Below are 25,655 nucleotides of genomic sequence, written 5' to 3'. Positions count from 1 at the left end.
GTTTTCTGGTGACCAATCACGAAAAAATAGCGTGCGGTCCACGCTACCGCAACGCACAACGATGAGACATGAGAGAGATGAGCAGTGTGAAAAAGAGTGCTGAACGCCTGATCAAGAAGTACCCGAACCGCCGTCTGTACGATACCCAGACCAGTTCCTACATCACCCTGACCGACGTGAAGCAACTGGTGCTCGACGCCGACGAATTCACCGTCGTCGATGCCAAGACCAACGAAGACCTGACCCGCAGCATCCTGCTCCAGATCATCCTGGAAGAGGAGGCCAACGGCATCCCGATGTTCTCCAGCTCGGTGCTGGCCCAGATCATCCGCTACTACGGCCACGCCATGCAGGGCATGATGGGTTCCTACCTGGAAAAGAACGTGCAGGCCTTCACCGACATCCAGAACAAATTCACCAGCAACGCCGCCGGCGCCCTCGAAGGCAAGCCCTTCAGCCCGGAAATGTGGACCCAGTTCATGAACGTGCAGGGCCCGATGATGCAGGGCATGATGAACAACTACATCGACCAGTCGAAGAACCTGTTCCTGCAGATGCAGGAGCAGATGCAAAACCAGAGCAAGGCGATGTTCGGCGCCTTCCCGTTCCCGGGCATGACGCCGCCGAACGATAAGAAGTAAGCAAGAAGTCGCTGTTTTGACACATCCGCCGGCCCTGGCCTGGGCCGGCAAACCCTCCCCCAGGTAGCACCGGCACACCCGGTTCGGGTACAATCGCGGATTGCCCAGATTCCCTGTCGTCCGCCCATGACCGAACTCCGTCGTATTCCCGCTTCCGCCAATACCGCTGCTGCCGTCGCCGAGCCAGCCGCTGCGCCGCTCGTCATCCCGAGCCCGGCCGCCGGCACGGTCGCGCCCAAGGTCGGCTTCGTGTCGCTCGGCTGTCCGAAGGCGCTGGTCGATTCCGAGCAGATCCTGACCCAGCTGCGCGCCGAAGGCTATGAAACCGCCAAGTCCTACGACGGCGCCGACCTCGTGATCGTCAACACCTGCGGCTTCATCGACGCCGCGGTGCAGGAATCGCTCGATGCGATCGGCGAGGCCCTGGCCGAGAACGGCAAGGTTATCGTCACCGGCTGCCTCGGCGCCAAGAAGGACGCGGACGGTGCGGACCTCATCACCAAGGTGCACCCGAAGGTGCTGGCCGTGACCGGCCCGCACGCCGTCGCCGAAGTGATGGAATCGGTCCACCTGCACCTGCCCAAGCCGCACGACCCCTTCGTCGACCTGGTGCCGGACCACGGCGTGAAGCTGACTCCGAAGCACTACGCCTACCTGAAGATCTCGGAAGGCTGCAACCACCGCTGCAGCTTCTGCATCATCCCGTCGATGCGCGGCGACCTGGTCTCGCGCCCGATCCACGAGGTGCTGCAGGAAGCCGAGAACCTGTTCAAGGCCGGCGTGAAGGAACTCCTGGTCATTTCGCAGGACACCAGCGCCTATGGCGTCGACGTGAAATTCCGCCTCGGGTTCTGGAACGGCCGCCCGGTCCGGACCCACATGACCCAGCTCACCGAGGAACTGGGCCGGATGGCGCGCCAGTACGACGCCTGGGTGCGCATGCACTACGTCTATCCGTATCCCCACGTCGACCAGGTCATCCCCCTGATGGGCGACGGCCACGTGCTGCCTTACCTCGACATCCCGATGCAGCACGCCCACCCGGACGTCCTGAAACGCATGAAGCGCCCGGCCAGCGGCGAGAAGAACCTCGACCGCATCCTGGCATGGCGCAAGATGAATCCGGACCTGACCATCCGCTCGACCTTCATTGCCGGCTTCCCGGGCGAGACCGAAGAAGAGTTCGAATACCTGCTGGCTTTTCTCCGTGAAGCGCAGATCGACCGCCTTGGTTGCTTCGCCTATTCTCCGGTGGAGGGTGCGACCGCCAACGAGCTGGCCAACCCGGTGCCGGAAGCCGTGCGCGAAGAGCGCCGCGCCCGCGTCATGCTGCTGCAGGAAGAAATTTCGCTCAAGCGCATGCAGGCCAAGGTCGGCAAGACCATGCGCGTGCTGGTCGACGAGGTCGGCGCCCGCGAAGCCATCGGCCGCACCGCCGCCGACGCGCCGGAGATCGACGGCGTGGTCCACATCAAGCGCGCGCTCCAGCCGGGCAAGCCGAAGCCGCAAGTGGGCCAGTTCATCGACGTGGTGATCACCAAGGCCGACGCCCACGACCTGTGGGCCACCGTGGCATGAGCAAGAAGAGCGTCCAGACTTCCCTGATCCACAGCGACTACCAGGCGCCCGGCGGTTTCGACGCCTTCCCGCCGGGCGTGCACCGCGCCTCGACGGTCTTGTTCGAGAACGTCGCCGCGATGCGCTCCGGGCAGTGGAAGGACAAGAGCGCCTATACCTACGGCCTGCATGGCACGCCGACCACCTTCACGCTGGAAGCGCGCCTGGCGCAGGTCGAGGGCGGCGAGCACTGCCTGCTGGCGCCTTCCGGCCTGTCGGCGATCGCGATGATCAACTTCGCGCTGCTCAAGAGCGGCGACGACGTGCTGCTGCCCGAGAACGTCTACAACCCGAACCGCGAACTCGGACGCTGGCTGTCCCAGGATTTCGGCGTCAGCGCGCGTTTCTATGACCCCATGGTGGGCAGCGGCATCGCCGAGCTGATCCAGCCCAACACCAAGCTGATCTGGACCGAGGCCCCCGGCTCGGTCTCGATGGAAGTGCCGGACCTGCCGGCCATCTGCAGGGCCGCGAAGGAGAAGGGCGTGCCGGTTGCGCTCGACAACACCTGGTCGGCCGGCCTGGCCCTGCGCGGCTTCGACGCCGGCGCCGACATCGTGATGCACGCACTGACCAAGTACCAGTCCGGCGGCGCCGACCTCCTGATGGGCGCGGTGATCACCCGCGACGCTGCGCTGAACGAACGCCTGGCGCAGGCCCACATGCGCCTCGGCCTGGGCGTCGGCGCCGACGATGCCTACCTGGTGATGCGCGGCCTGCCGACCATGAAGCTGCGCTTCGAGGCGCACGACCGGGCTGCGCGCCAGGTGGCGGCCTGGCTCAAGGCGCGCCCCGAGATTGCCAAGGTGCTGCACCCGGCCTTCGAGAATTGCCCCGGCCACGAGAACTGGAAGCGCGACTTCCAGGGCGCAGGCGGCCTGTTCTCGGTGCTGTTCGACCCGCGCTATACCGAGGAACAGACCGACCGCTTCGTCGACTCCCTGCAGCTGTTCGGCCTCGGCTACAGCTGGGGCGGCCCGAACAGCCTGGTGATGCCGTACCGGATCCGGGCGATCCGTAGCCAATGGCGGGAGCAGGGTGTGCTGGTGCGTTTCAATATCGGCCTGGAAGAGACGGGCGACCTGATCGCGGATATCGAGCAGGCGCTGGCCAAGTTATAAACGCGTGTTTCTCGTGCTGCTGGGCGGCTCTCTGCCGTCCAGCCGTGCGAGATTGCAGGCTCGGCGCCGCTCCCCGCGGCGCTGTTGCAGATTTTGTTCATCATCATTTCCGCACGGCAACTTCCGTGCTAAACTTGCTTTATAGTAAGTTTTGTTGCGCCTCGGAAAAACCTTCCGGCCTCCATACAAGGATAAATGATGACCACGACCACTGCGTCCGTTAGCACCACGCTGAATTCCACCACCGACGACCTCGTCCTGACCGGCACCGCCGACATCGACGGCACCGGCAATTCCCGCAACAACGTCATTACCGGGAACGCCGGGGCGAACGTGCTGAACGGCATGGCGGGGGCGGACCGGCTGATCGGCGGTGCGGGCAACGACACCTATGTGGTGGACAATGCCGGCGACGTCGTGGTCGAGCAGGCGGACGAGGGCATCGACACCGTGCTGGCCAGCACCAGCTACACCCTGTCCGACAACGTCGAGCACCTGACCCTGACCGGGAACGGCAGCATTGCCGGCAGCGGCAACGCGCTCGACAATACCATCATCGGCAACGGCGGCAGCAATGCGCTCAGCGGCGGCGCCGGCAACGATCTGCTGGTCGGGAATGCCGGCAACGACGTGCTCGACGGCGGCCTCGGCGCCGACCTCATGCAGGGCGGCGTGGGCGACGATACCTATGTGGTCGACCAGGAAGGCGACGTGGTCAGCGAGGCCGGCGGCGGCGGCGTCGACACCGTCAAGTCCAGCATCAGCTATACCCTGCAGGACGAGTTCGAAAACCTGACTCTGCTGGGCGACGCCGCCATCGACGGCACCGGCAACGGCGCGGACAACGTCATCATCGGCAACAGCGCCAGCAACAGTCTGAGCGGCGGCGCCGGCAACGACAGCCTCAACGGCGGCCTGGGCGCCGACCGGATGGCGGGCGGCAGCGGCAACGACAGCTACGTCGTCGACGACGCGGGCGACCTGGTGAGCGAAGCGGCGGGCGAGGGCCTGGATTCGGTCCAGTCCAGCATCAGCTATACGCTGACGGAGAACGTCGAGAACCTGACCCTGACCGGCGCCGCCGTCAGCGGGACCGGCAACGAGCTCGACAACAACATCGTCGGCAACAGCGCTGCCAACACCCTGTTCGGCCTGGCGGGTAACGACACCATCGACGGCGGCGTCGGGGCGGACCAGATGCATGGCGGCACGGGCGACGACACCTATTACGTCGACAATGTCGGCGACGTGACCATCGAGCTCGACGGCGAGGGCCGCGACCGCGTGTTCTCGAGCGTCAACCACACGCTCGGCGCCGCGGTCGAGGAGCTGACCCTGACCGGCAGCCAGAACACCGTGGGCACCGGCAATGAACTCGACAACCTCATCACCGGCGGCAACGGCAGCAACACCCTGTACGGCGGCGCCGGCAACGACACGCTGGTCGACAACGGGGGCAACGATCTGCTCGACGGCGGCCTCGGGGCCGACAGCATGGCCGGCGGCGCCGGCAACGATACCTACGTGGTCGACGACGCGGGCGACCTGGTCATCGAGGCCCTTGGCGCGGGCACGGACACGGTGCGTTCCAGCATCGACTATGCATTGACCGACAACGTCGAACACCTCGAGCTGACCGGCGAGCAGGACCTGAAGGGCACCGGCAATGCCTTGAACAACACGATCACCGGCAACGCCGGCGACAACGTGCTGGATGCGCGCGCCGGCAACGACACCGTGAAGGCCGGCGGGGGCGACGATGTGCTCAATGGCGGCGACGGCGACGACCTGCTGATGGGCGAGGCGGGCCAGGACACCCTGTACGGCGACGCCGGCAACGACCGTCTCGACGGCGGCATCGATGCCGACCGCATGGCCGGCGGCGCCGGCAACGACGTCTACGTGGTCGACAACGACGGCGACCTGGTGGTCGAGGAAGCGGGCGCCGGCACCGACCTGGTGGAATCGAGCATCACCTACACGCTCACCGCCCAGGTCGAGAACCTGACCCAGACCGGGACCGCCGCCATCGATGGCGCCGGCAACGAACTCGACAACATCATCACCGGCAACAGCGGCGCCAATACCCTGCACGGCCTGGCCGGCAACGACACCCTGTACGGCAATGCCGGCAAGGACCTGCTGGTCGGCGGCGAAGGCAATGACCTGCTCGACGGCGGCGTCGATGCCGACACCATGCAGGGCGGGACCGGCGACGACGTCTACATCGTCGACCATGCCGGCGACCTGGTCGTCGAGAACGCCGGCGAGGGCCTGGACCACGTGCGCGCGAGCGTCGACTACAGCCTGACGGCCGAGGTCGAGAACCTGACCCTGACCGGCGCGGCCGCGATCAGCGGCACCGGCAACGAGCTCGACAACAAGATCGTCGGCAACATCGCCGCCAACGCCCTGTACGGCGGCGCCGGTAACGATATCCTGGAAGACAACGGCGGCAACGACAGGCTGGACGGCGGCCTGGGCGCCGATACCATGTCCGGCGGCACCGGCAACGACGTCTACGTGGTCGACAACGCCGGCGACCTCGTGATCGAAGCCGCGGGCGCCGGCACCGACACGGTCGAATCGAGCATCGACTACACCCTGGTGGCGAACGTGGAAAACCTGGTGCTGACCGGTTCGGATAACCTGGTCGGCAATGGCAATGCACTGAATAACAAAATCACCGGCAACTCCGGCAACAATACCACCGACGCCGGCGCCGGCAACGACACCGTCAACGCCGGCGAGGGCAGCGACCTGGTGCGCGGCGGCGACGGCAACGATTCGCTGTTCGGCGAAGGCGGCGACGACCAGCTGTACGGCGACGCCGGTAACGACCTGATCGACGGCGGCCTGGGCGCCGACCGCATGGCCGGCGGCCTCGGCGACGACACCTTCGTGGTCGACGATGCCGGCGACCTGGTGGTCGAGGATGCCGCGGCGGGCACCGACATCGTACAGTCCAGCATTACCTATACCCTGACCGCGAACGTCGAGAACCTGACGCTCAACGGCACCGCCGACATCCTGGGCACCGGTAACGAGCTGAACAACATCATCACCGGCAACAGCGGCAACAACGTGCTCGACGGCCTGGCCGGCAACGACACCATCCACGCCGGCGCCGGCAACGACAGCGTGGTCGGCGGCGAGGGCGACGACGTCCTGAACGGCGAGGCGGGCGACGACCAACTGCGCGGCGACGCCGGCAACGACACCCTGAACGGCGGCCTGGGCAACGACAGCATGCGCGGCGGCAGCGGCGACGACATCTATATCGTCGACAGCGCCGGCGACCTCACGCTCGAAGAGGCAGGCGAAGGCACGGACCTGGTGCAGGCCAGCGTCAGCTACACGCTGGCGGCCAACGTGGAAAACCTGACCCTGACCGGGTCGGCCAGCATCAACGGCACCGGCAACGAGCTGGACAACGTCATTACCGGCAACAACGGCGCCAACATCCTCAGCGGCGGCGCCGGCAACGACACCCTGGTCGCCAACAGCGGCAACGACGTCCTCGACGGCGGCCTCGGGGCCGACACCATGCAGGGCGGCGCCGGCAACGACAGCTACGTGGTCGACGACATCGGCGACGTGGTGGTCGAAGCGGCCGGCGGCGGCACCGACACGGTCACGTCCAGCATCGACTACGTGCTGGGCGCCAACCTCGAGAACCTGGTGCTGACGGGTAGCGCCCTGAATGGCACCGGCAATGCGCTGGCCAATGCGATCACCGGCAACGACGGCAACAACCTGATCGACGGCGGCGCGGGCCTGGACACGATGAGCGGCGGCGCCGGCGACGACACCTATATCGTCGACCAGAGCGGCGACCTCGTGCTCGAGGCGGCGGGCGGCGGCATCGATACCGTCCGCGCCAGCGCCAGCTACACCCTGGCCGCCAACGTCGAGCACCTGGTGCTGACGGGCACCGCCGCGATCAACGGCACCGGCAACGCCCTGGACAACGAGATCACCGGCAACGAGGCCGCCAACGTCCTGTCGGGCGGGGCCGGCAACGATACGATCGTGGCAGGCGGCGGCAACGACACCCTCGACGGCGGCGCGGGCGCCGACGCCATGACCGGCGGCACCGGCAACGACAGCTATGTGGTGGACGACGCCGGCGACCAGGTCCTGGAGAACGCCGACGAGGGCGTGGACACGGTGCAGGCCAGCATCAGCCACCGCCTGGCTGCGAACGTCGAGAACCTGATCCTGACCGGCAGCGGCGCCATTTCCGGCAGCGGTAACGAACTGGACAACGTCATCACCGGCAACGCCGGCAACAACCAGCTCGAGGGCGGGGACGGCAACGATACCCTGGCGGGTGGCGCCGGCACGGATCTGCTGCTTGGCGGCGCGGGCGACGATACCTATCGCTTCCGCCGCGGCGACGGCGCCGACCGCATCGAGGACGCGCAGGGCAGTAATACCCTGCACATGGCCGGCGGCCTGACCCAGGCGGACCTGACGGCGAGCATCTCGGGCAGCGACCTGCTCATCGCCATCAAGGGCAGCGCCGACAGCGTGCTGCTGGCCGGCTGGCTGAACGGCGCTTCCGAAGGCGTGAATCGCATGGTCTTCGACAATGGGAGCACGCTCGATCGTGCCGGCATGATCGCCCTGCTGGGCAATGTGCCGGTCGCGAACGCCGACAAGCTGGCGGTGCGCGAGGACGGTGGCTCCGTGGAGGTCGCGACCGGCACGCTGCTGGCCAACGACCTGAACGGCGCCGCGAGCGTGGTGGCGGTCGGCGCCTCCAGCCTGGGCGTGCTGGTCGACCTGGCCGGCGAGACGGTCCGCTACGACATCGGCAGCCGCTTCCAGGAGCTGGCCCAGGGCGAGGTGCTCAAGGACAGCTTCAGCTACACCGTCCAGGATGCGCTTGGCCGTAGCGCCACCGGCATCGTCAACGTCGAGATCACGGGCGTGAACGACGGCCCGGTCGCGGTGGCGGACAGCGCCGCCTTCAAGGAGGGCGAGGTGGCCGCCATGAAGGGCAACGTGCTCGCCAACGACAGCGACGTCGACCGCGGCACCGTGCTGCAGGTGGCCGCGCCCGGCACCATCGCCGGCGCCTTCGGCACCCTGGTCCTCGACAAGGACGGCAACTACAGCTACACCCTGAACCCGGCCGGCGCCTACGATGCATCGAAGGCGGTGGACGGCGTGCTGACCGAGCGCTTCGACTATGCCGTCACCGACGGCATCGCCAGCGCCGGCGCCAGCCTCGAGATCCGCGTGACCCTGTCGAATCAGGCGCCGGTCGCCGCCGAGGATGCGGCGCAACTGCGCGAGGACGACGCGGCCGTGAGCGGCAACGTGCTTGCCAACGACCGCGACCCGAACGCCGGCACGGTCCTGAAGGTCGCCGCGCCGGGGAGCTACGCCGGCAGCTACGGCAGCCTGGTGCTGGCGCCGGACGGCAGCTACACCTACACCCTGAACGGGGGCGACGCCCGCGTGCAGGCGCTGGCCGAGGGCCAGAGCGTGCTGGAACACTTTGCCTATGTCGTCACCGACGGCATCGCAACGGATGCATCGACGCTGGCGATCACCATCGCCGGCAGCAACGACGCCCCGGTGGTCGCCGCGGACACCGCTTCGGTGGCCGAGGACGGTGTGATCAGCGCGAGCGGCAACGTGCTGGCCAACGACAGCGACGTCGACACCGGCGCGCAGCTGGCGGTGGCCGCACCCGGCACCTACACCGGCGCCTACGGCACCCTGGTGCTGGCGGCGGACGGCAGCTATACCTACCGCCTGGACAACGATGCCAAGGCCGTGCAGTCGCTGGCGCAGGGCGCCACCGTGGTCGACAGCTTCAGCTATGGCGCCACCGACGGCAAGGAGATCGTGGCCGGCAGCCTGGCCATCACCGTCACCGGCAGCAACGACAAGCCGGTCCTGCGCGCCGATACCGCGTCGATGCTGGCCAGCCAGGTCACGGTCTCCGGCAACCTGCTTGCCAACGACAGCGACATCGACGCCGGCACGCAGCTGACGGTGACGGCGGGCAGCTTTGCCGGCAAGTACGGCACCCTGGTCGTGCAGGGCGACGGCAGCTACGTCTACCAGCTCGACGCTTCGGCCGGCATCGAGTCGCTGGGCCGCGGCGCCAGCGTGGCCGAGCATTTCGACTACACCGGCAGCGACGGCTTCGCCTCGCTCCTGTCCTCGCTCGACATCACGATCGCCGGCGCCAACGACGCGCCGACCGTGGCGAAGGCGCTGGCCGACATGCACGTCAACTTCAACAAGGCCTTCTGGTTCCAGCTCCCGGCCGGCAGCTTCGTCGACGTCGACAAGGGCGACACCCTGGTCTATTCGGCGACCCTGGCCGACGGTTCGGCGCTGCCGTCCTGGCTGAAGTTCGACGGCGCCACCGGCACCTTCTCGGGCACCGCGCCGAAGCAGGTCACGTCCTTCGACGTGCGCCTGACGGCAACCGACAAGGCGACCGGCGCCGGCGGCAACCTGTCGGCGTCCGATGTGTTCAAGCTGCACGTCAACCACGGCAACAATGGCGGCGGCAACGGCGTCGACGCGGCGCCGAACGGCCAGCAGACCGACAAGGACAGCCCGCCGGTGGACAACCCGTGGGTCCTGCAGGCCAGCCAGAAAGGCAACGGCAAGATGCTGATGCCGCAGGCGGCCGACAGCGGCTACCAGTACGGCAGCGACGATGGCGGCCATGCGCAGCTGGTCGGCGTGCACGGCGGCCACGGCACGGAGCTGTTCATCGCCTGATCGACAGCGCGCGCAAGCGTGTAAAAAAGGGACGTTCGCGGTGCTGCGAACGTCCCTTTTTGTATTCCGGCTGGGGGCGGGCACGCGCCCCGCGCATCAAACCGGCATCAGACCGGCATCGGCCGGTTGCTGTTCAGGTCGAGGAAGCCGCGGATGATGCGGTAGGCGGCCCACAGCCAGGCGGCGCCCCACACGATCAGGGCGATCGGGATGCCGATGATGGTAGCCGCCAGCACCCAGGCCACGACCGACCAGACCAGGTACCACCAGAAGGCCCGGATCATCCAGGTGTGGTGCGAATACACGATGGTGCCCTGGGTCTCCGGACGCTTGACGTAGTTAACGATCAGCACCAGGATCGACAACAGGCCGGCCGAGAAGAGGAAGGTCAGGGCGTGTGCCACGTACAGGATGCGCGCGAACTGCTTGGCGTCCTCGGTTCCGCGATCCATTACCAGGTCTTGCGACATCAGTTTTCTCCTTAGAGGAACACGGGAACGCCCCGTACGCGACGATTGTAGCAGCGAGTGCTGCCGTTTTGCCAACATGAGGGCCGAAGGCAGCTTCTTCAAGACCTGCTCTGCGGTGTCACCTCAGCTGCGATTCGACCCAGGCGACCAGGCGGCCGGCATCCATGGCCCCGGACTGGCGCGCGAGCTCGCGGCCGCCGCGGAACAGCGCCAGGGTCGGGATGCTGCGGATCGCGAACTGTGCCGCCAGGTCCTGGCTGCGCTCGGTATCGACCTTCAGCAGGCGCAGCGCCGGCTCGAGCTGCTGCGCCGCCTGGGCGAAGTGCGGCGCCATCATCTTGCAGGGGCCGCACCACTCGGCCCAGAAATCGACCAGCACCGGGATGTCGTTACGCCCGACGTGTTTCATGAAGCGCGCGCTGTCGACGTCGAGCGGGCGCCCCGTAAACAGGGCTCCGGCGCACTTGCCGCACACGGGCGCATCGCGCAGGCGTTCGGGCGCCAGCCGGTTCACCGCATCGCATTGCGGGCAGACGATATGGATCGGTTCGCTCATCGGGTTCTCCTTCGTTGATACACCCCGGTATTGTAAGCCGAACATCATGCGCCGCCCGCGCGGCGCGTTTCGTAGAATGGAGCCATTGCCATCTTTGCCATGCTTATGACAGCTCATTCAACAGCGGATGCAAACCTGCCGGGCCGCCTGCTGGTCGGCTGTGCCGGCTGGAGCCTGCCCAAGGCCGATGCCGCTTCCTTCCCCGTCGAAGGCAGCCACCTCGAACGCTACGCCGCCGTGTTTCCCATGGTCGAAATCAACTCGTCCTTCTATCGTCCGCATCGTCCGGCGACCTATGCCAAGTGGGCCGCCTGCGTGCCCGATGACTTCCGCTTCGCGGTCAAGGTGCCGCGGGCGATCACGCACGACGCGCGCCTGGAAAACGTCGAACAGCTGCTGGTGCAGTTCGCCGCCGAGGCAGGGGAGCTGGGCGAGAAGCTGGGCTGCCTGCTGGTGCAGCTGCCGCCCAAGTTCGGCTTTGTCGACGAGGCCGCGCGCAGCTTCTTCCGCCAGCTGCACGCCATCTTCGGTACGACCATCGCGTTCGAGGCGCGCCATCAGAGCTGGTTCTCGGAGGCAGCTACCGAGCTCCTGGTGGAGACCCGCGTCACGCGCGTGATCGCCGACCCGGCGGCAGGCCAGCCCGGCCCGCACGTGCCGACCAGCAGCGACTCGGTCTACGTGCGCCTGCACGGCACGCCGCGCATCTACTACTCCAGGTACTCCCCGGAGTATGTCGAGTCGGTACGGCGCGAGCTCGACCGCCAGCGGGCGGCCGGGCGCACCTGCTGGTGCGTGTTCGACAACACCGCGGCCTTCGAGGCCGTGCCGAACGCGCTGCAGCTGCTGCACGGCCTGGACGGGCAGGTGCTCGACGAGTCCGCGGTACCGCCGGCGCCATGGTGACCGCGAGCTTTCGCTTCTACGACGTGCTGGGCGACTTCCTGCCGCGCGAACGGCGCGGGCGCGCGTTCAGCACGCCTTGCGCGCGCGAGGCGACGGCCAAGCACATGATCGAGGCGCTGGGCGTGCCGCATACCGAAGTCGAGCTGCTGCTGGTCAACGGCGTCTCGAGCGGCTTCGAGCACCTGCTGCGCGAGGGCGACCGGGTGGCGGTCTACCCGGCCTTCGGGATGCTCGACGTGCGCCCGCTGCAGCGCCTGCGCCCCTTGCCGGAAGGGCGCCCGCGCTTCGTGGCCGATGCCCACCTGGGCGCGCTGGCGCGGCTGCTGCGCATGGCCGGCTACGACACGCTCTACGACAACCATTACCACGACGACGAGATCGAGCGCATCGCGCGCGAGGAAGGGCGGATCCTGCTCACACGCGACCGCGCGCTGCTCAAGCGCCGCAGCGTCGAACGCGACTGCTACCTGCATGCGCTGGCGCCGCAAGCCCAGCTGCGCGAACTGTTCGCGCGCCTGCACCTGGGTCCCGGGATGCGTCCCTTTGCGTTGTGCCTGCACTGCAACCTGCCATTGCGCCCGGTCGCCAAGTCGATGGTGCTTGACCGCCTGCCGCCGCGGGTGGCGCAGCTGCACCAGGAATTCACCACCTGCGATGCTTGCGGCCGGGTGTACTGGAAGGGCTCGCACCATGCACGCATGGCAGCCCTCCTGCAGGGCGTGGCGGCGGCGCCGGCTGATGTAGAATTGCCGCCGACCCCTGACTCCCATCCATGACAGCGTGAGCGAGCAACTGTCGCCGTTTCCTTTCCCCGTCCGCACCGAGTGCCCGCCGGGCGCCTGTGTGTGCGAGCGCGACCGTGTCATGGCCGACCCGCAGGCCGACCACCGGCCCCTCGCCCTGACCCGCCAGCAGGAGCAGAAGCTGGTCGAGCGCATCGAGCGCGTGAGTAGCTACGAAGACCTCAAGCACGTGCAGGAACTGATCCGCAAGAACCTGGGCGCCGAGCTGCGCATTGCGCCGGGCCCGAACGAGGTGCGCACCGTGCGCGGCATCATCGTCGTGCTGGAAGAGAAGCCGGGCTTGTGCAAGAAGGCGCGGCAATCGGTGCCGGCGGCGGTGCGCCGCTGCCTGACCGAGCACCCCGAGATCGCCTATGCGCTGCTGGATGCCCACGACCTGTTCGGTTCCCGCTAGCGCCGTCGCACGCGTTTTGTTTGGCTCTTATACAATGTGGACGAGGCGGCAACAGCCGTGCGCATTTATCAGGAGAAAAGTAATGTCGGGCTACAGCATCAATATCGAAGAGAAAACCCTCGCCGGAAACAACTTCCGCGAGGTGCTCTACACCACCCAGCGCAGCCAGCTGGTCATCATGACCCTGCAGCCGGGCGAGGAGATCGGTCTCGAGCACCACGAAGGCCACGACCAGTTCATCCGCGTCGAAGCGGGCGAGGGCGTCGCCATCCTGGACGGCGAGGAGCACAAGCTGGAAGACGGCGTCGCGGTGGTGATCCCGGCCGGCACCGAGCACAACGTCATCAATACTTCGCAGACCGAGCCGATGCGCCTGTACACCCTGTACACCCCGCCGGAGCATCCGGACGGCATCGTCCACGCCACCAAGGCGCAAGCCGACGAGTACGAGCGCCAGCACCACGGCCACTGATCCGGGCCTCGCCCATGAGAAAGGCCGGCGTCCCTGCCGGCCTTTTTTACGTGCACGCCTTTAGCGGCGCCAATGGTAGGGGAAGCGCGTCCCGATGTGGCCGCCCCAGCCGCGATGGTGCCCCCAGCCGCGGCCGAAATTGAAGCCGAGGCCGATCGAGACCGGCGGGTAGTAGTAACGCGGCTGGTACACCGGTTCCGGCACGTAGACCGGCTGCGGCACGTACACCGGCGCCGGCTGCACATAGACCGGCGTCTGGTGCACGACCACCGGAGCAGAGCTATAGGTCGTGGTCGTCCTGGTGTCCCCGCTGGCGGCCGCACGGGCGCCCGTGCCCAGCGGTACCGGTGTCACCGACACGACTTGCCACTGGCTCGGATCGCCCGAACGCGGATAAGCCTGGCTGCCGTAGTAGTTCGGGCCGGGCGCGGCGCAGCCGGCCAGCACGGCCAGCGACGCGGTAACAATGATGAGTTTCTTCATGGCGGTCCTCCTGATGCCACCATGATAAAAAAATCCGTGCACTGTACCGCGTGGAATTACACCCTGTTACAACCGCCAGCGCTGGACAGGTTTATACGCGCAGCGACGCCAGCTCCCCGAGCGGCACGGCGGCCGCCAGTGCCTGGTAGCCGGCATCGTTCGGGTGCAGCCCGTCGCCGCTGTTGTAGGCACTGCGCAGGTAGGTCGGCGCTTGCGGGTCGCGCAGCACGCTGTCCCAGTCGACCAGCGCGTCGAAGGCGTTCGGCGAGCGCAGCCAGCTGTTGACCTGCTGGCGTACCGTTTCGCGCGCCGCCGAGTTGCGCCCCGATCCCTGGATCGGGGGCAGCGTCGCCCCGAGGATCGTGATGCCGCGCGCGCGCGCCTTCATGATCAGCTGGCGGTAGCCGTTGACCAGGTTGTCGCGCATCGAGGTGAGGGCGGTACTGGATGCCAGGATGATGTCGTTGATGCCGATCGCCACGATCGCGGCCTGCACCCCCGGCGTGGCCAGCACGTCGCGGTCGAAGCGCTCGAGCACGTCGTGGCCGGCCAGCAGCGCGTTCGGGTCGTCCACCAGCAGCCGGTTGCCGGCAATCCCCCGGTTCACCACACCGATGCGTCCCGCCGTGCCCAGTTCGGCCTGCAGCCGCTGCGCCAGGTAGTCCGGCCAGCGCCGGTTCTGGTTCACGGTGCTGCCCTGGCCGTCGGTGAGCGAGTCGCCGATCGCCACGACGCAGGGCGCGCCGACGTCGACGTCCACTTCGGTGAGGAAGGCCCAGGAAGCGAAACTGCGCGTGTAGCTGGTGGTGGTGCTGGCCGCGGCATTGCCCGAGGCGACATAGGTCGACGACCAGGAGTCGCGGTGCAGGGTGCTGGCCCTGGCCGGCGCGCTCGACGGGAAATACAGGCTGACGGCGAGGTCGGCGAAGGGCGCGACCTGGAAGAACAGGGGATCGGACAGGACGTGGGCGCCGGGCTGGATGGTGACGGTGCTCCTGCCGCCGAAAGTGAGCGGATGGTTCGATCCCGCGATCACGGCTTGCGCGCTGTTGCGCAGGCCGATCCAGGCGGCGTCGATGGCGAGCGGCGCGCTGCCCATTTCGTTCGACAGGCGCACGCGCACGCGGTTGCCGCCGATGCTGGCGCGGATGAACATGCGGATCGTCTGCCCGCTGAAATTGTAGTCGTAGTAGCTGCCGGCAGGGGCGGGCCCGGCCGGTGCGCATCCCCAGCTCGCGCACCAGCCGGGCAGCTGCTGCGCCGATACGCCGTAGGGCGCGAGGGCAAGACTGCCGGCAAGGGCCGGCACACCGAGGACGAAGCGCCGTCGGCCGCTGTCCGGGCCGCCGGCCGCGCGGGCCGCATGGTCGGATTGGGAATCGGAAAGAATGGACATGGCATGCTCCTGAGGAGTGAGGCGCAGCCGCGGCGCGGCCGCACCAATACCATAGACCAGCAGCGCTGCTCATCCAATCGTGCGTGTCAGTTCCTTTGCGCTGGCTCGTGTTTGAGCACCGAACTTACGGAACAGAGGAAACTTATGCGAAACGCGACGGTTCGTCAGTGCATGAAATTTCGTGCTTCACATGCATATCGCCCGTGAATACAGGCGCTATGCCGTGCGGCACTGTCTTCGCTGCACGGAAAAACCGCTGTCACTGCAGGATCGTCAAGAGACCGTCCAGTCCCGAGAAGTTCAGCGCCACCGAGGCCTGCGCACGCACCACCGGCTTGGCGCGGAAGGCCACCGACAGGCCGGCGATGCCCATCATCTTGAGGTCGTTCGCGCCGTCGCCCATGACGATGGCCTGGCGCGGCGCGAGGCCATACTGCGCGCAGACACGCTCGACCGTGCGCATCTTTTCTTCCGCATCGACGATGCCGCCGAGCACGCGACCGGTCAGCTTGCCGTTTGCCACTTCCAGCACGTTCGCATGCGCGACGTCGAGCCCCAGGCGCTGCTGCAGGCGCTCGGTGAAGAAGGTGAAGCCGCCCGACACCAGCAGGGTCTTCAGGCCGGCGGCCTGCACTGCCTGCAGCATCGCTTCGCCGCCCATCGAGATGCGCAGGCGCTCGTCGTAGACGCGCTCCAGGGCCGTGGCGTCCAGCCCTTCGAGCAGCGCCACGCGGCGCGTCAGGCTGGCCGCGAAGTCGAGCTCGCCGCGCATGGCCGCTTCGGTGATCTCGGCCACCTGGGGTTTCAGGCCCTGCATGTCGGCGATCTCGTCGATGCACTCGATGGTGATCAGGGTCGAGTCCATGTCCATGGCCACCAGGCCGAAGTCAAGCAGCCGACGCCCGGCCTCGATGAAGCAGGCATCGACGCCGGCGTCGAAAGCCGCCGCGTCGATGCGCTCCTTCAGTTCGGTGGAGAAGGGCACGTCCTCGCAGCGCAGGGCATGGTCGCCGAGGCGGACCACGCGCGCGGCTTGGGCGAGCAGGGCAAGGCGGTCGAGCGTGTCGGAAGAGGCCTGCGGCCCCTGGAGCACCAGGTTCATCGTCATTGTGATTCTCAAGCGAGCAGTTGTTTGATGGTCTGTTTTACCTGCGTTACGCGCGCCGTCAGGTCGGGCATGCTGGCGCTGATGCGCAGCTTGTCCTGGCCGGCGAGCTTGATGTGGCGGTTCTTCTGGATCAGCGTGATGATCTTGATCGGATCGATCGGCGGCTTCTCCATGAACTGCAGGTTGGCCGCTTCGCCGTGGGCGTCGATCTTGACGATGCCGACTGACTTGGCCGCGATGCGCAGGCGGTGGGTCTCGATCAGGGCCTTGACCTGGTCCGGCATCTTGCCGAAGCGGTCGATCAGCTCTTCCTGCATGGCGTCGATCCGGTCCTGGCTTTCGCAGTTGGCCAGGCGCTTGTAGATCGACAGGCGCTCGTGCACGTCGCCGCAGTAGTCCGAGGGCAGCAGGGCCGGCACGTGCAGGTTGATCTCGGTGGTCGACGAGAGCGGCGCGGCCAGGTCGGGCTCCTTGCCGGCCTTGAGCGACTTCACCGCTTCGTTCAGCATGTCCGAATACAGCTGGAAGCCGACCTCCAGCATTTCGCCCGACTGGTTCTCGCCCAGCACCTCGCCGGCGCCGCGGATCTCGAGGTCGTGCATCGCCAGGTAGAAGCCGCTGCCCAGTTCTTCCATCGCCTGGATCGCATCCAGGCGGCGCTGCGCCTGCTTGGTGAGGCCGGAAACATCGCTGACCAGCAGGTAGGCATAGGCCTGGTGGTGCGAGCGCCCGACGCGGCCGCGCAGCTGGTGCAGCTGGGCCAGGCCGAAGCGGTCGGCGCGGTGCATGATGATGGTGTTCGCGGTCGGCACGTCGATGCCGGTCTCGATGATGGTGGTGCACAGCAGGATGTTGAAGCGCTGCGCAACAAAATCGCGCATCACCTTTTCCAGGTCGCGCTCGTGCATCTGGCCGTGGGCCACGCCGATGCGCGCTTCCGGCAAGAGTTCCTGCAGCATGGCGCGGCGGTTCTCGATGGTCTCGACCTCGTTGTGCAGGAAGTAGATCTGGCCGCCGCGCTTCAGTTCGCGCAGGCAGGCCTCCCTGATCACGGAACCGTCCTCGCTGCGCACGAAGGTCTTGATCGCCAGGCGCTTCTGCGGCGCGGTGGCGATGATGGAAAAGTCGCGCAGGCCTTCCAGGGCCATGCCGAGGGTGCGCGGGATCGGGGTCGCGGTCAGGGTCAGGACGTCGACCTCGGCGCGCAGGGCCTTGAGCGCCTCTTTCTGGCGCACGCCGAAGCGGTGTTCCTCGTCGATGATCACCAGCCCCAGGCGGGTGAACTTCACGTCCGGCGAGAGCAGCTTGTGCGTGCCGATCACGATGTCGAGCGTGCCGTCGGCCATGCCCTTGATCGCGTTGTTGATCTCCTTGCCGGTGCGGAAGCGCGACAGCTCGGCGATTTTCACCGGCCAGTCGGCGAAGCGGTCGGCGAAGGTCTGGGCGTGCTGCTCGGCCAGCAGGGTGGTCGGGGCCAGGATCGCGACCTGCTTGCCGCCCATGACGGCGATGAAGGCCGCCCGCAAGGCCACCTCGGTCTTGCCGAAGCCGACGTCGCCGCACACCAGGCGGTCCATCGGACGGCCCGAGGTCATGTCCTTGATGACGTTGTGGATGGCCTCAAGCTGGTCCGGGGTCTCGTCGAAGCCGAAGCTGCCGGCGAAGTTCTCGTAGTCGGTGCTCGAATACTCGAAGGCGTGGCCCTGGCGCGCGGCGCGGCGCGCGTACAGGTTGAGCAGCTCGGCCGCGGTGTCGCGCACCTGCTCGGCGGCCTTGCGTTTGGCCTTTTCCCACTGGCCGGAGCCGAGGCTGTGCAGCGGCGCGTCTTCCGGCGAGGTGCCGGAGTAGCGCGAAATCACGTGCAACTGCGAAACCGGCACGTAGAGCTTGGTCTCCTTGGCGTATTCCAGGTGCAGGAATTCCATCTCGCCTTCGCCCAGGTCCATGCTCATCAGGCCCATGTAGCGGCCGATGCCGTGGTTGATGTGCACCACCGGGTCGCCGATCTTCAGCTCCGACAGGTCGCGCACCATCGATTCGACCTGGCTGGTCGCTTCCTGCTTCTTCTTGCCGGCGCGGCGGCCCGAGCCCGCGTACAGCTCGGTCTCGGTGACGAAGACCAGGCGCCCGCTTGCTTCCTCGCTCAGCTCGAAACCGGCCTGCAGCGGGGCCACGCCGAGCGCCAGTTTCGCACTGGCGGCGCGGAAGCCCTCGAAGCCTTCGACCGGCGCCAGTTCCAGCCCGTATTCGTGGAAGTACTGCTGCAGGGTCTCGCGGCGGCCCGCAGAATCGGCGACGATCATCACGCGCGCATCCTGGCGCAGGAGGTAGGCGCGCAGATTGGTCAGCGGATCGTCCAGGCGGCGGTTGACCGAGATGTCGGGAATCGGCGCGGACAGCTCGGAGCTTGGGGCGGCCGGGTCACGGCCGATGGTCCAGCGGCCATGCGGCTTGGCGCAGGTGAAGAACTGCTCGGCCCCCAGGAACAGCTCGCGCGGCTCGAGGATCGGGCGTTCGCGGTCGCTCTTGAGGAATTTGTAGCGCGACTCGGTATCGAGCCAGAAGCGCTGGATGGCGGCCTCGATGTCGCCCACCAGGGCGAGGGTGGCGTCCTGGGGCAGGTAGTCGAACAGGGTCGCGGTTTCTTCGAAGAACAGCGGCAGGTAGTACTCGATGCCGGCCGAGGCGATGCCGTTGCCGATGTCGCGGTAGATCGGCGAGCGCGAAGGATCGCCCTCGAAGCGCTCGCGCCAGCGGCCGCGGAAGGCGGTGCGCGCCGCTTCGTCCATCGGGAACTCGCGGCCCGGCAGCAGGCGCACTTCCTTGACCGGGTACAGCGAGCGCTGGGTGTCGGCGTCGAAGGTGCGGATCGATTCGATCTCGTCGCCGAACAGGTCGAGGCGGTAGGGCAGCGCCGAGCCCATCGGGAACAGGTCGATCAGGCCGCCGCGCACCGAATACTCGCCCGGCGACATCACCTGCGACACGTGGGTGTAACCGGCCAGCGTCAGCTGGGCCTTCAGCCTGGCCTCGTCCAGGCGTTCGCCCTGCCGGAAGAAGAAGGTGTAGGCTGCGAGGAAGGACGGCGGGGCCAGCCGCACCAGCGCGGTGGTGGCGGGCACCACCAGCACGTCGCACTGGCCGTTGCGGATCTCGTGCAGCGTGGCCAGGCGTTCGGACACCAGGTCCTGGTGCGGCGAGAATGCGTCGTAGGGCAGGGTTTCCCAGTCAGGCAACAGGTGGCAGGACAACTTGCCGTCCGCGAACCAGGGTATCTCGTCGAGCAGGCGCTGGCCGTCGCTGGCATGGGCCACGACGACGGTCAGTATCTGATTGTTGGCCTTGAGTGCCAGCGCGGCAGTGGCGAGCGCATACGCGTCGCTCGAGCCATGCAAGGCCGGCAGGGCAAAACGGGTTCCTGGTTTGGGAAGATTTTTCTTGAGATCGAAGGGCATTGAGCGCGCAGTGACGTTCGCAACAGTGGTGGGCCATTATAGACGAATGGCCCGGGCCACGTAGGAGCGCTACGCCGGGCAGGACGCCTTGGCGGATTGCGCTCCCGGCCTCGATGCCGCGAGTAGAGCGAGGTGCAGAATGAGAAGTGCAATGAAGCATTTTTCCGATCCGGCCGCGGTTGCGCATTACCACCAGGGGCCGCCGCGGCTGGTGCCGGGATTCAGTGATCTGCAGCGCATGGCGCAGGTCCTGCTGGCTGAACGGGCGCCGCTGGACGCCCGGGTGCTAGTGCTGGGCGCCGGCGGCGGGCTGGAACTGAAGGCCTTCGCCGATGCCCAGCCCGGATGGTCGTTTGACGGCGTCGATCCGTCGCACGAGATGCTGGAGCTGGCCCACGACACCGTCGGCGAGCATGCCGGGCGCGTCCGGCTGCATGAAGGCTACGTGGATGCCGCGCCGGCCGGTCCTTTCGACGCCGCGGCCTGCCTGCTGACCATGCACTTCATGCCGCTGTGCGAGCGCCGCCACGCGATGCGCGCTATCCGCCAGCGCCTGCGGCGCGGCGCGCCTTTCGTGGTGGCCCACATGAGCGTTGCCGAGGACGAGGATGAGCGCGCGCTGTGGCTGGCGCGCGACGAGGCCTATGCGGTGGCCTCCGGCGCGCCGCCCGAGGAAGCACGGCAGCGCCGCGCGCTGATCGAGCGGGTGTTGCCGGTGCTGGCGCCCGAGCAGGACGAGGCGCTGCTGCGCGAGGAGGGCTTCAAGGAGGTGAGCATGTTCTACGCGGCCGGGGTGTTCCGGGGATGGATCGGCTATGCCTAGCGGGCGGCCGCTTCACTGCTGCTGCGGATGGAGCTTGTCGAATATTCGCAACGCGTCACCGGATAATGCTGCCGCCATTTCACCCGCCTCTGCGTTGCCCGCATCGCACAGCACGCGCAGCTTGGCCAGCCGGTCGCCTTCATGCAGCGCCTGCGCGAGCGGCGTGGCCTCAACCTGGCCGGCCTGCAGGATCGCCTGCGCCACGCCCGGCGGGAACTCCCATCGTCCCGCGATCCCTGCCGACAGCCTGCGCGCGCTGTCCAGCAAGGCATGGGCGAAATCGTCGGACTGCGGCAGGGGCGCTGCGCCGCCCAGCCGGTCCGCCAGGCGCAGGGCCACGACCAGCCCGACGCTGCGCATCAGGCCCGCGAGCGTGGCCTCGAAGGGATCGGCGCCACAGGCGGGGGCCGCCATGCTGGCCGCCATCGCGCACTTCTCGGACTGGCTCCAGACCAGCGGCGCCGCCTGGCGCGCCAGGCGCCCGCTCTGGCTGCCGATCAGCGGACGGAAGGCCACTCGCGCCAGCAGCATGCGCAAGCCGTTCTGGCCCAGCAGCATCAATGCGCCTTCGATGTTCGCGATCCTCGCCGTGGCGCGGTAATACGGGCTGTTGACCTCGCGGATGACTTCCGCCACCAGGCTCACGTCCTGCGTCACCTGGCGCGCCAGTTCGCCCGCTGAGGTGGCATCGATGCGCAGGCTGCGCAGCAGTTGCGGGATGACCGCCGGCACCCGTGGCACCAGGTCGGCGCCCGCTTCCGGCTGGCGTGCCAGGCGCGCCAGCTCATCGAGAATCAATTGCTCGGGCATCTCGCCGGCATGCGCCGATCCGCCCGCAAGCGAGCGGTAAAAAGCCAGGTCGAGGTCGAAAGACGGTGGCGGATTTACAACGCCGACAGCTGCGGGAACGGCCGATAGCGGCGCCGGTGCCGGCTGCACCGGACTGCCGAACAGGCGTGCAAGCCAGTTCTTCATCGGCGACCGAAGGGAGAGAGAGAACGAGCGACGGCCCGGCTGTGCGACCGCGAAGCGGCCGCAGCCGGGCTGCGGGGCAGGTAGCCCGCCCGCAGGGGCGCGGAAGGCGCAGGCAGTGCGCGCCGGTTCCGCGGGCCGCTCAGCGGCCGGTACCCGAGGTCGACGAATTGGTCGCCGGCGGGGTGGTGGTGGTGCTCGGGTTGGTGGTGCCGGTGTTGGTGCCGCTCTGGCCCGAGCCGCCCGTGGTGTCGGAGCTGGTGCCGGTGCCGACGTTGCCGGAGGCGCTGGAGCTGCCGGTGCCGGTCGTGCCCATGCTGGCGTCGGAGTTGGAGCTGGAGCCGGTGTCGGTGCCGGTCGTGTTGCAGGCCGCCAGCGACAGGGCCATGATGCCGCCCAGCAGAACGGTGTGGATCTTGTTCATTCGTGTTCTCCTCGATGTGGTTGGGTCGGACCATCATGCGAGGTGTGCGGTGCACGTGAAATAGGAACAAAACTTCAGTCGGTGTAGGAGCGGGCGTACGTACTGCGTGGCGCGAAGTTCGCGCCTTACGATACTGTTCAGGCAGCAATTGCCTGGTGACCGGCCAGCCATGCCAGCAGGTCGTCCGAAGGCAGCGGCCGGCTGTAGAAGTAACCTTGGCCCTTGGCGCAGCACTGGGCGCGCACGACGTCGGCCTGGGACTGGGTCTCGATGCCTTCGGCCACGGTCTTCATGCCCAGGCTCTGGGCCACCTTGACGGTCGCTTCGATCAGCACCCGGTGATGGTGGCTGGTGTCGGCCTGGCTCACGAAGGAGCGGTCGATCTTGACCGTATCCACCGGCAGCAGGTGCAGGCTGGACAGCGACGAGTAGCCGGTGCCGAAGTCGTCGAGGGCCAGCTGGATGCCCAGCGCCTTCAGTTCGTGCAGGCGCTGCTGGATGCCCTGGTCCTGCGCCGCCAGGCTTTCGGTGACCTCGAGCTGGAGCTGCTCGGGCGCGATGCCGGTGACCTTCAGCACGCGGCGCACGCTGTCGATCCAGCCCGGCTGCCCGAGCTGGGCGCGCGACAGGTTGACTGCGATCCGCCGCGGCGCACCCTGGCCCAGGCGTGCCTGCCAGTCCATGAAATCGCGGCACGAGCGTTCCAGCACGAAGTCGCCGACCGCGCCGATCAGGCCGCACTCTTCGGCGACGGTGATGAATTCGATCGGCGGCACGATGCCGCGCTCGGGATGGCGCCAGCGCACCAGCGCCTCGACCCCGGCCGCATGGTCGGTGCCGCCGTCAGGCAGCAGGCCGACCACCGGCTGGTAGACGACGAACAGCTGTTCCTCGGCCAGGGCCTGGCGCAGCTCGGCCTCGATGCCGGCGCGGCGCTCGGCGCGTTCGCGCATCGAGGCCTCGAACACCAGGTGGCGGGCGCCGCCGGCGCGTTTGGCCTCGACCATCGCGATGCCCGCGTCGCGCAGCACGTCGTCGGCGTCGCGCGCGCCGCAGTGGACCGATTCGGCGCCCCAGGCCAGGCCCAGGCTGGTGCCGCACACGACTTCATGACCCTGCACCCGGTAGGGAAGGGCCAGGGCATCGAGAATGCGGCCGGCGACGCGCTCGGCATCTTCGCGCGAGCGCATCCCGTCCAGTACCACCACGAACTCGTCGCCGCCCACGCGCGCGGCCAGCTGGCCGGTCACGCTGCCGATGTCGATGCGGTCGCTCGGCGGGCGCAGCGCGCCGCGGATGCGGTCGGCGATCTGCACCAGCAGCTCGTCGCCGGCCGCCTGGCCGAGGGTGTCGTTGATCTGGCGGAAGCGGTCGCAGTTCATGAACAACACGGCAAACTCGCCCGCTGACAGGGGCCGCTCAACCAGGTGCTGCAGCTGCTCGCGCACCGCTTCGCGGTTCGGCATGCGCGTGAGCGCATCGGTACGGGCGGCGTTGCGCAGCCGGCGCAGCAGGGTGTCCTGCTCGCGCTGCACTTCGGCCGTGACGTCGGTCACCACCGCCATCAGCCGCTCGGTGTCGAGCTTCATCAGGCTGATCGCCAGCACTTGCGGGCTGCCCGAGGTCAATTCGAGCGGCAGCGGCGCGCGCATGCCTTCGCAGATCACGCCGGAGGAATCGCCGAATCCCGCTGCCAGGGCAGACAGCTGGGGCGCGATCGGCGCCAGCACGCTGTACAGGTTGTCCAGGCCGGTATCGCGCGCGATCGGCATCAAGAGGCTCGATGCCATGGGATTGAGCATCTCGACCGTGCCGTCCGGCGCGATCTGGGCCAGCCCGATCGGCGCACGGTACAGGAACTGCACCAGGGCTTCGTAGGCGTCGCTCGGGTCATGCATGCTTGCGATCTCCTTCGGATTGGTGGGCCGGGCTGGAGGCCATCTCGGTGCGCCAGCGTTCGACGCGGTTGCGCCCCAGGCGCTTGGCTGCGTACAGGGCCTGGTCGGCGCGCTTGAGCAGCAGGTCGATGCCGCCCTCGCCGTCGGCCAGGCTGGCCACGCCCGCGCTGACAGTATACTGGATGCGATGTCCATCAAAGTGGACGACTTGCGAGGCCACGGCCGAACGCAGGCGCTCGGCCACCACCGCCGCGCGCGGCAGGTCGGTGGACGGCAGCAGCACCGCGAACTCCTCGCCGCCGATGCGCGCGACCACGTCGACTTCGCGGAAGGTCTCGCTCAGGATCGCGGCCAGGTGTTGGAGCACGGCGTCGCCGCCCGGATGGCCGTAGCGGTCGTTGATGGCCTTGAAATGGTCGGCGTCGATCGCGATCACGGCGGTCGGGCGCGGCACCGTCAGGCTGCGGGTCAGCTCCTGCTCGGCCGCCTCGAAGAAGGCGCGGCGGTTCGCCAGCCCGGTGAGGTAGTCGCCGAAGGTTTCACGGCGGCGCCGTTCGCTGGCCTCGCGCTTGTCGGTGATGTCGCGCAGGATCAGGCAATAGGCCGGGCCGTCCGCCTCCAGGCCGCAGGGCGGCTCACGCTCGGGCAGCGGCGCGATCAGGACGCTGCCCCAGAAGCCGCTGCCGTCGGCGCGCACGCGCTTGCCTTCGTCGAGGCTCCAGCCGTCGCGTTCGGCGTCGCGCAGGCGGTCGAGCAGGCGCTCCGGGGTCATCGCGTCGAGCGGGTAGAAGATCGAATAGGGCTGGCCCACCGCCTCCTGGCCGAAGCCGGTGACACGGCCGATGCTGGGGTTCCATTCGGTGATGCTGCCGTTCGCATCGAGGCCGACCAGGGCGTAGTCGGTGATGCCGGTCAGGATCGCGTTGAGCCAGGCGTCGTTCTGGCGCAGCTGGCGCTCGCGCCGCACCTGCAGGGTGACGTCGTCGATCACCGCCATGATGCGCTGGGCGTCGAGCTTGAGCAGGGTGATCGCGAGGATCTGCGGGATTTTCTTGCCGCTACTGGCACCACTGCCGGCGTTCAGGTGCACGTGCAGGCCGTCGCAGATCTTGCCGGCGCGCCTGCTGTAGGTGCTGCACAGGTGGCGCAGCTCGGGCGCGACGCTTTCGAGCGCCGTGAACAGGTTGTCCAGGCCGCCGTCGCGCGAAAGCGGCATCAGGAGCTGGGCCGAGATCGGATTCATCATGACGATGGCGCCGTCGATGTCGGCCTGCACCAGGCCCACCGGGGCCAGGTACAGGAACTGGATCAGGGCTTCGTGCTCGGCCCGCAGCTCGTCGATGTCGTCCACGCGTGCGCC

The 25,655-nt window shown here is 67.7% G+C and carries 19 protein-coding genes; 9 read left to right on the top strand and 10 right to left on the bottom strand.

Annotation, left to right across the window (positions count from 1 at the left end; all coding sequences use genetic code 11):
* The first annotated feature begins 77 nt into the window (after positions 1–77).
* From phaR to ACK6C6_RS12185, 4 genes are all read left to right on the top strand, one after another.
* The gene (gene phaR, locus ACK6C6_RS12200; RefSeq protein WP_027867422.1) at positions 78–641 is read left to right on the top strand and encodes a polyhydroxyalkanoate synthesis repressor PhaR; all 564 of its coding nucleotides are present in this window, start codon (positions 78–80) and stop codon (positions 639–641) included.
* 126 nt (positions 642–767) lie between these two features.
* Positions 768–2,219, top strand: a complete 1,452-nt coding sequence (rimO, locus tag ACK6C6_RS12195) for a 30S ribosomal protein S12 methylthiotransferase RimO (RefSeq protein WP_409267539.1) — start codon at positions 768–770, stop codon at positions 2,217–2,219.
* Positions 2,216–3,379 (top strand): cystathionine beta-lyase, encoded by a 1,164-nt coding sequence (locus tag ACK6C6_RS12190; protein WP_409267538.1) that lies wholly within the window; start codon positions 2,216–2,218, stop codon positions 3,377–3,379. The genes rimO and ACK6C6_RS12190 overlap by 4 nt, the downstream gene beginning before the upstream one ends.
* Positions 3,380–3,577: 198 nt before the next feature.
* Complete coding sequence (locus ACK6C6_RS12185) at positions 3,578–10,135, top strand: VCBS domain-containing protein (RefSeq protein WP_409267537.1); 6,558 nt, start codon at positions 3,578–3,580, stop codon at positions 10,133–10,135.
* 107 nt (positions 10,136–10,242) lie between these two features.
* Here the strand turns inward: ACK6C6_RS12185 and ACK6C6_RS12180 are convergent, their stop codons facing one another.
* On the bottom strand, positions 10,243–10,605 hold the full coding sequence (locus ACK6C6_RS12180) for a hypothetical protein (RefSeq protein WP_209586839.1): 363 nt from the start codon (positions 10,603–10,605) through the stop codon (positions 10,243–10,245).
* 118 nt (positions 10,606–10,723) lie between these two features.
* Entirely contained in the window at positions 10,724–11,161 is a 438-nt protein-coding gene (gene trxC / locus ACK6C6_RS12175; protein ID WP_409267536.1) for a thioredoxin TrxC, read from the bottom strand.
* A gap of 105 nt (positions 11,162–11,266) precedes the next feature.
* Here trxC and ACK6C6_RS12170 point away from each other — a divergent pair, with 105 nt between their 5' ends.
* From ACK6C6_RS12170 to ACK6C6_RS12155, 4 genes are all read left to right on the top strand, one after another.
* Positions 11,267–12,067, top strand: a complete 801-nt coding sequence (locus ACK6C6_RS12170; protein ID WP_409267535.1) for a DUF72 domain-containing protein — start codon at positions 11,267–11,269, stop codon at positions 12,065–12,067.
* Positions 12,061–12,843 (top strand): Mut7-C RNAse domain-containing protein, encoded by a 783-nt coding sequence (locus ACK6C6_RS12165; RefSeq protein ID WP_409267534.1) that lies wholly within the window; start codon positions 12,061–12,063, stop codon positions 12,841–12,843. Before ACK6C6_RS12170 ends, ACK6C6_RS12165 begins: the two co-directional genes overlap by 7 nt.
* Before the next feature lie 4 nt (positions 12,844–12,847).
* Positions 12,848–13,264 carry a hypothetical protein gene (locus ACK6C6_RS12160; protein ID WP_409267533.1) on the top strand — a complete coding sequence of 139 codons (417 nt, stop codon included), beginning with the start codon at positions 12,848–12,850 and terminating at the stop codon, positions 13,262–13,264.
* Between the two features lie 82 nt (positions 13,265–13,346).
* Entirely contained in the window at positions 13,347–13,736 is a 390-nt protein-coding gene (locus ACK6C6_RS12155; RefSeq protein WP_209586834.1) for a cupin domain-containing protein, read from the top strand.
* 60 nt (positions 13,737–13,796) lie between these two features.
* Here ACK6C6_RS12155 and ACK6C6_RS12150 read toward each other — a convergent pair whose 3' ends face one another.
* The 4 genes from ACK6C6_RS12150 to mfd form a co-directional block, all read right to left on the bottom strand.
* On the bottom strand, positions 13,797–14,219 hold the full coding sequence (locus ACK6C6_RS12150; RefSeq protein WP_409267532.1) for a hypothetical protein: 423 nt from the start codon (positions 14,217–14,219) through the stop codon (positions 13,797–13,799).
* Between the two features lie 91 nt (positions 14,220–14,310).
* Positions 14,311–15,615 (bottom strand): SGNH/GDSL hydrolase family protein, encoded by a 1,305-nt coding sequence (locus tag ACK6C6_RS12145; RefSeq protein ID WP_409267531.1) that lies wholly within the window; start codon positions 15,613–15,615, stop codon positions 14,311–14,313.
* Positions 15,616–15,874: 259 nt separating this feature from the next.
* The gene (serB, locus tag ACK6C6_RS12140; RefSeq protein ID WP_409268271.1) at positions 15,875–16,717 is read right to left on the bottom strand and encodes a phosphoserine phosphatase SerB; all 843 of its coding nucleotides are present in this window, start codon (positions 16,715–16,717) and stop codon (positions 15,875–15,877) included.
* Between the two features lie 14 nt (positions 16,718–16,731).
* Positions 16,732–20,178 (bottom strand): transcription-repair coupling factor, encoded by a 3,447-nt coding sequence (gene mfd, locus ACK6C6_RS12135; RefSeq protein WP_409267530.1) that lies wholly within the window; start codon positions 20,176–20,178, stop codon positions 16,732–16,734.
* A gap of 151 nt (positions 20,179–20,329) precedes the next feature.
* Here mfd and ACK6C6_RS12130 point away from each other — a divergent pair, with 151 nt between their 5' ends.
* Positions 20,330–21,001 (top strand): class I SAM-dependent methyltransferase, encoded by a 672-nt coding sequence (locus ACK6C6_RS12130; RefSeq protein ID WP_036214811.1) that lies wholly within the window; start codon positions 20,330–20,332, stop codon positions 20,999–21,001.
* A gap of 12 nt (positions 21,002–21,013) precedes the next feature.
* Here ACK6C6_RS12130 and ACK6C6_RS12125 read toward each other — a convergent pair whose 3' ends face one another.
* From ACK6C6_RS12125 to ACK6C6_RS12110, 4 genes are all read right to left on the bottom strand, one after another.
* Complete coding sequence (locus tag ACK6C6_RS12125; RefSeq protein WP_409267529.1) at positions 21,014–21,976, bottom strand: HDOD domain-containing protein; 963 nt, start codon at positions 21,974–21,976, stop codon at positions 21,014–21,016.
* Positions 21,977–22,115: 139 nt separating this feature from the next.
* Positions 22,116–22,397: a hypothetical protein gene (locus ACK6C6_RS12120; protein WP_409267528.1), complete on the bottom strand. Its 282-nt coding sequence runs from the start codon at positions 22,395–22,397 to the stop codon at positions 22,116–22,118.
* Between the two features lie 137 nt (positions 22,398–22,534).
* Positions 22,535–24,295: a putative bifunctional diguanylate cyclase/phosphodiesterase gene (locus ACK6C6_RS12115; protein ID WP_409267527.1), complete on the bottom strand. Its 1,761-nt coding sequence runs from the start codon at positions 24,293–24,295 to the stop codon at positions 22,535–22,537.
* Positions 24,288–25,646: a diguanylate cyclase gene (locus ACK6C6_RS12110; protein ID WP_409267526.1), complete on the bottom strand. Its 1,359-nt coding sequence runs from the start codon at positions 25,644–25,646 to the stop codon at positions 24,288–24,290. Before ACK6C6_RS12110 ends, ACK6C6_RS12115 begins: the two co-directional genes overlap by 8 nt.
* Positions 25,647–25,655: the final 9 nt, after the last annotated feature.

Origin of the sequence: Massilia sp. BHUDP2 (assembly GCF_046236355.1) — a bacterium.
Classification (GTDB): Bacteria; Pseudomonadota; Gammaproteobacteria; order Burkholderiales; family Burkholderiaceae_D; genus Telluria; species Telluria varians.
The sequence above is the reverse complement of the archived record's forward strand: the minus strand, read 5'-3'. Positions and strand labels throughout refer to the sequence as shown.

Excerpts from the sequence above, each read along its gene's own strand:
- ACK6C6_RS12190 (WP_409267538.1), top strand. The coding sequence starts at position 2,216 with ATGAGCAAGAAGAGCGTCCAGACTTCCCTGATCCACAGCGACTACCAG.
- ACK6C6_RS12115 (WP_409267527.1), bottom strand. The coding sequence starts at position 24,295 with ATGCATGACCCGAGCGACGCCTACGAAGCCCTGGTGCAGTTCCTGTAC.
- ACK6C6_RS12180 (WP_209586839.1), bottom strand. The coding sequence starts at position 10,605 with ATGTCGCAAGACCTGGTAATGGATCGCGGAACCGAGGACGCCAAGCAG.
- ACK6C6_RS12170 (WP_409267535.1), top strand. The coding sequence starts at position 11,267 with ATGACAGCTCATTCAACAGCGGATGCAAACCTGCCGGGCCGCCTGCTG.
- serB (WP_409268271.1), bottom strand. The coding sequence starts at position 16,717 with ATGAACCTGGTGCTCCAGGGGCCGCAGGCCTCTTCCGACACGCTCGAC.
- ACK6C6_RS12155 (WP_209586834.1), top strand. The coding sequence starts at position 13,347 with ATGTCGGGCTACAGCATCAATATCGAAGAGAAAACCCTCGCCGGAAAC.
- ACK6C6_RS12165 (WP_409267534.1), top strand. The coding sequence starts at position 12,061 with ATGGTGACCGCGAGCTTTCGCTTCTACGACGTGCTGGGCGACTTCCTG.
- ACK6C6_RS12150 (WP_409267532.1), bottom strand. The coding sequence starts at position 14,219 with ATGAAGAAACTCATCATTGTTACCGCGTCGCTGGCCGTGCTGGCCGGC.
- trxC (WP_409267536.1), bottom strand. The coding sequence starts at position 11,161 with ATGAGCGAACCGATCCATATCGTCTGCCCGCAATGCGATGCGGTGAAC.
- ACK6C6_RS12120 (WP_409267528.1), bottom strand. The coding sequence starts at position 22,397 with ATGAACAAGATCCACACCGTTCTGCTGGGCGGCATCATGGCCCTGTCG.
- phaR (WP_027867422.1), top strand. The coding sequence starts at position 78 with ATGAGCAGTGTGAAAAAGAGTGCTGAACGCCTGATCAAGAAGTACCCG.
- ACK6C6_RS12130 (WP_036214811.1), top strand. The coding sequence starts at position 20,330 with ATGAAGCATTTTTCCGATCCGGCCGCGGTTGCGCATTACCACCAGGGG.
- ACK6C6_RS12145 (WP_409267531.1), bottom strand. The coding sequence starts at position 15,615 with ATGTCCATTCTTTCCGATTCCCAATCCGACCATGCGGCCCGCGCGGCC.
- ACK6C6_RS12125 (WP_409267529.1), bottom strand. The coding sequence starts at position 21,976 with ATGAAGAACTGGCTTGCACGCCTGTTCGGCAGTCCGGTGCAGCCGGCA.
- mfd (WP_409267530.1), bottom strand. The coding sequence starts at position 20,178 with ATGCCCTTCGATCTCAAGAAAAATCTTCCCAAACCAGGAACCCGTTTT.
- ACK6C6_RS12185 (WP_409267537.1), top strand. The coding sequence starts at position 3,578 with ATGACCACGACCACTGCGTCCGTTAGCACCACGCTGAATTCCACCACC.
- rimO (WP_409267539.1), top strand. The coding sequence starts at position 768 with ATGACCGAACTCCGTCGTATTCCCGCTTCCGCCAATACCGCTGCTGCC.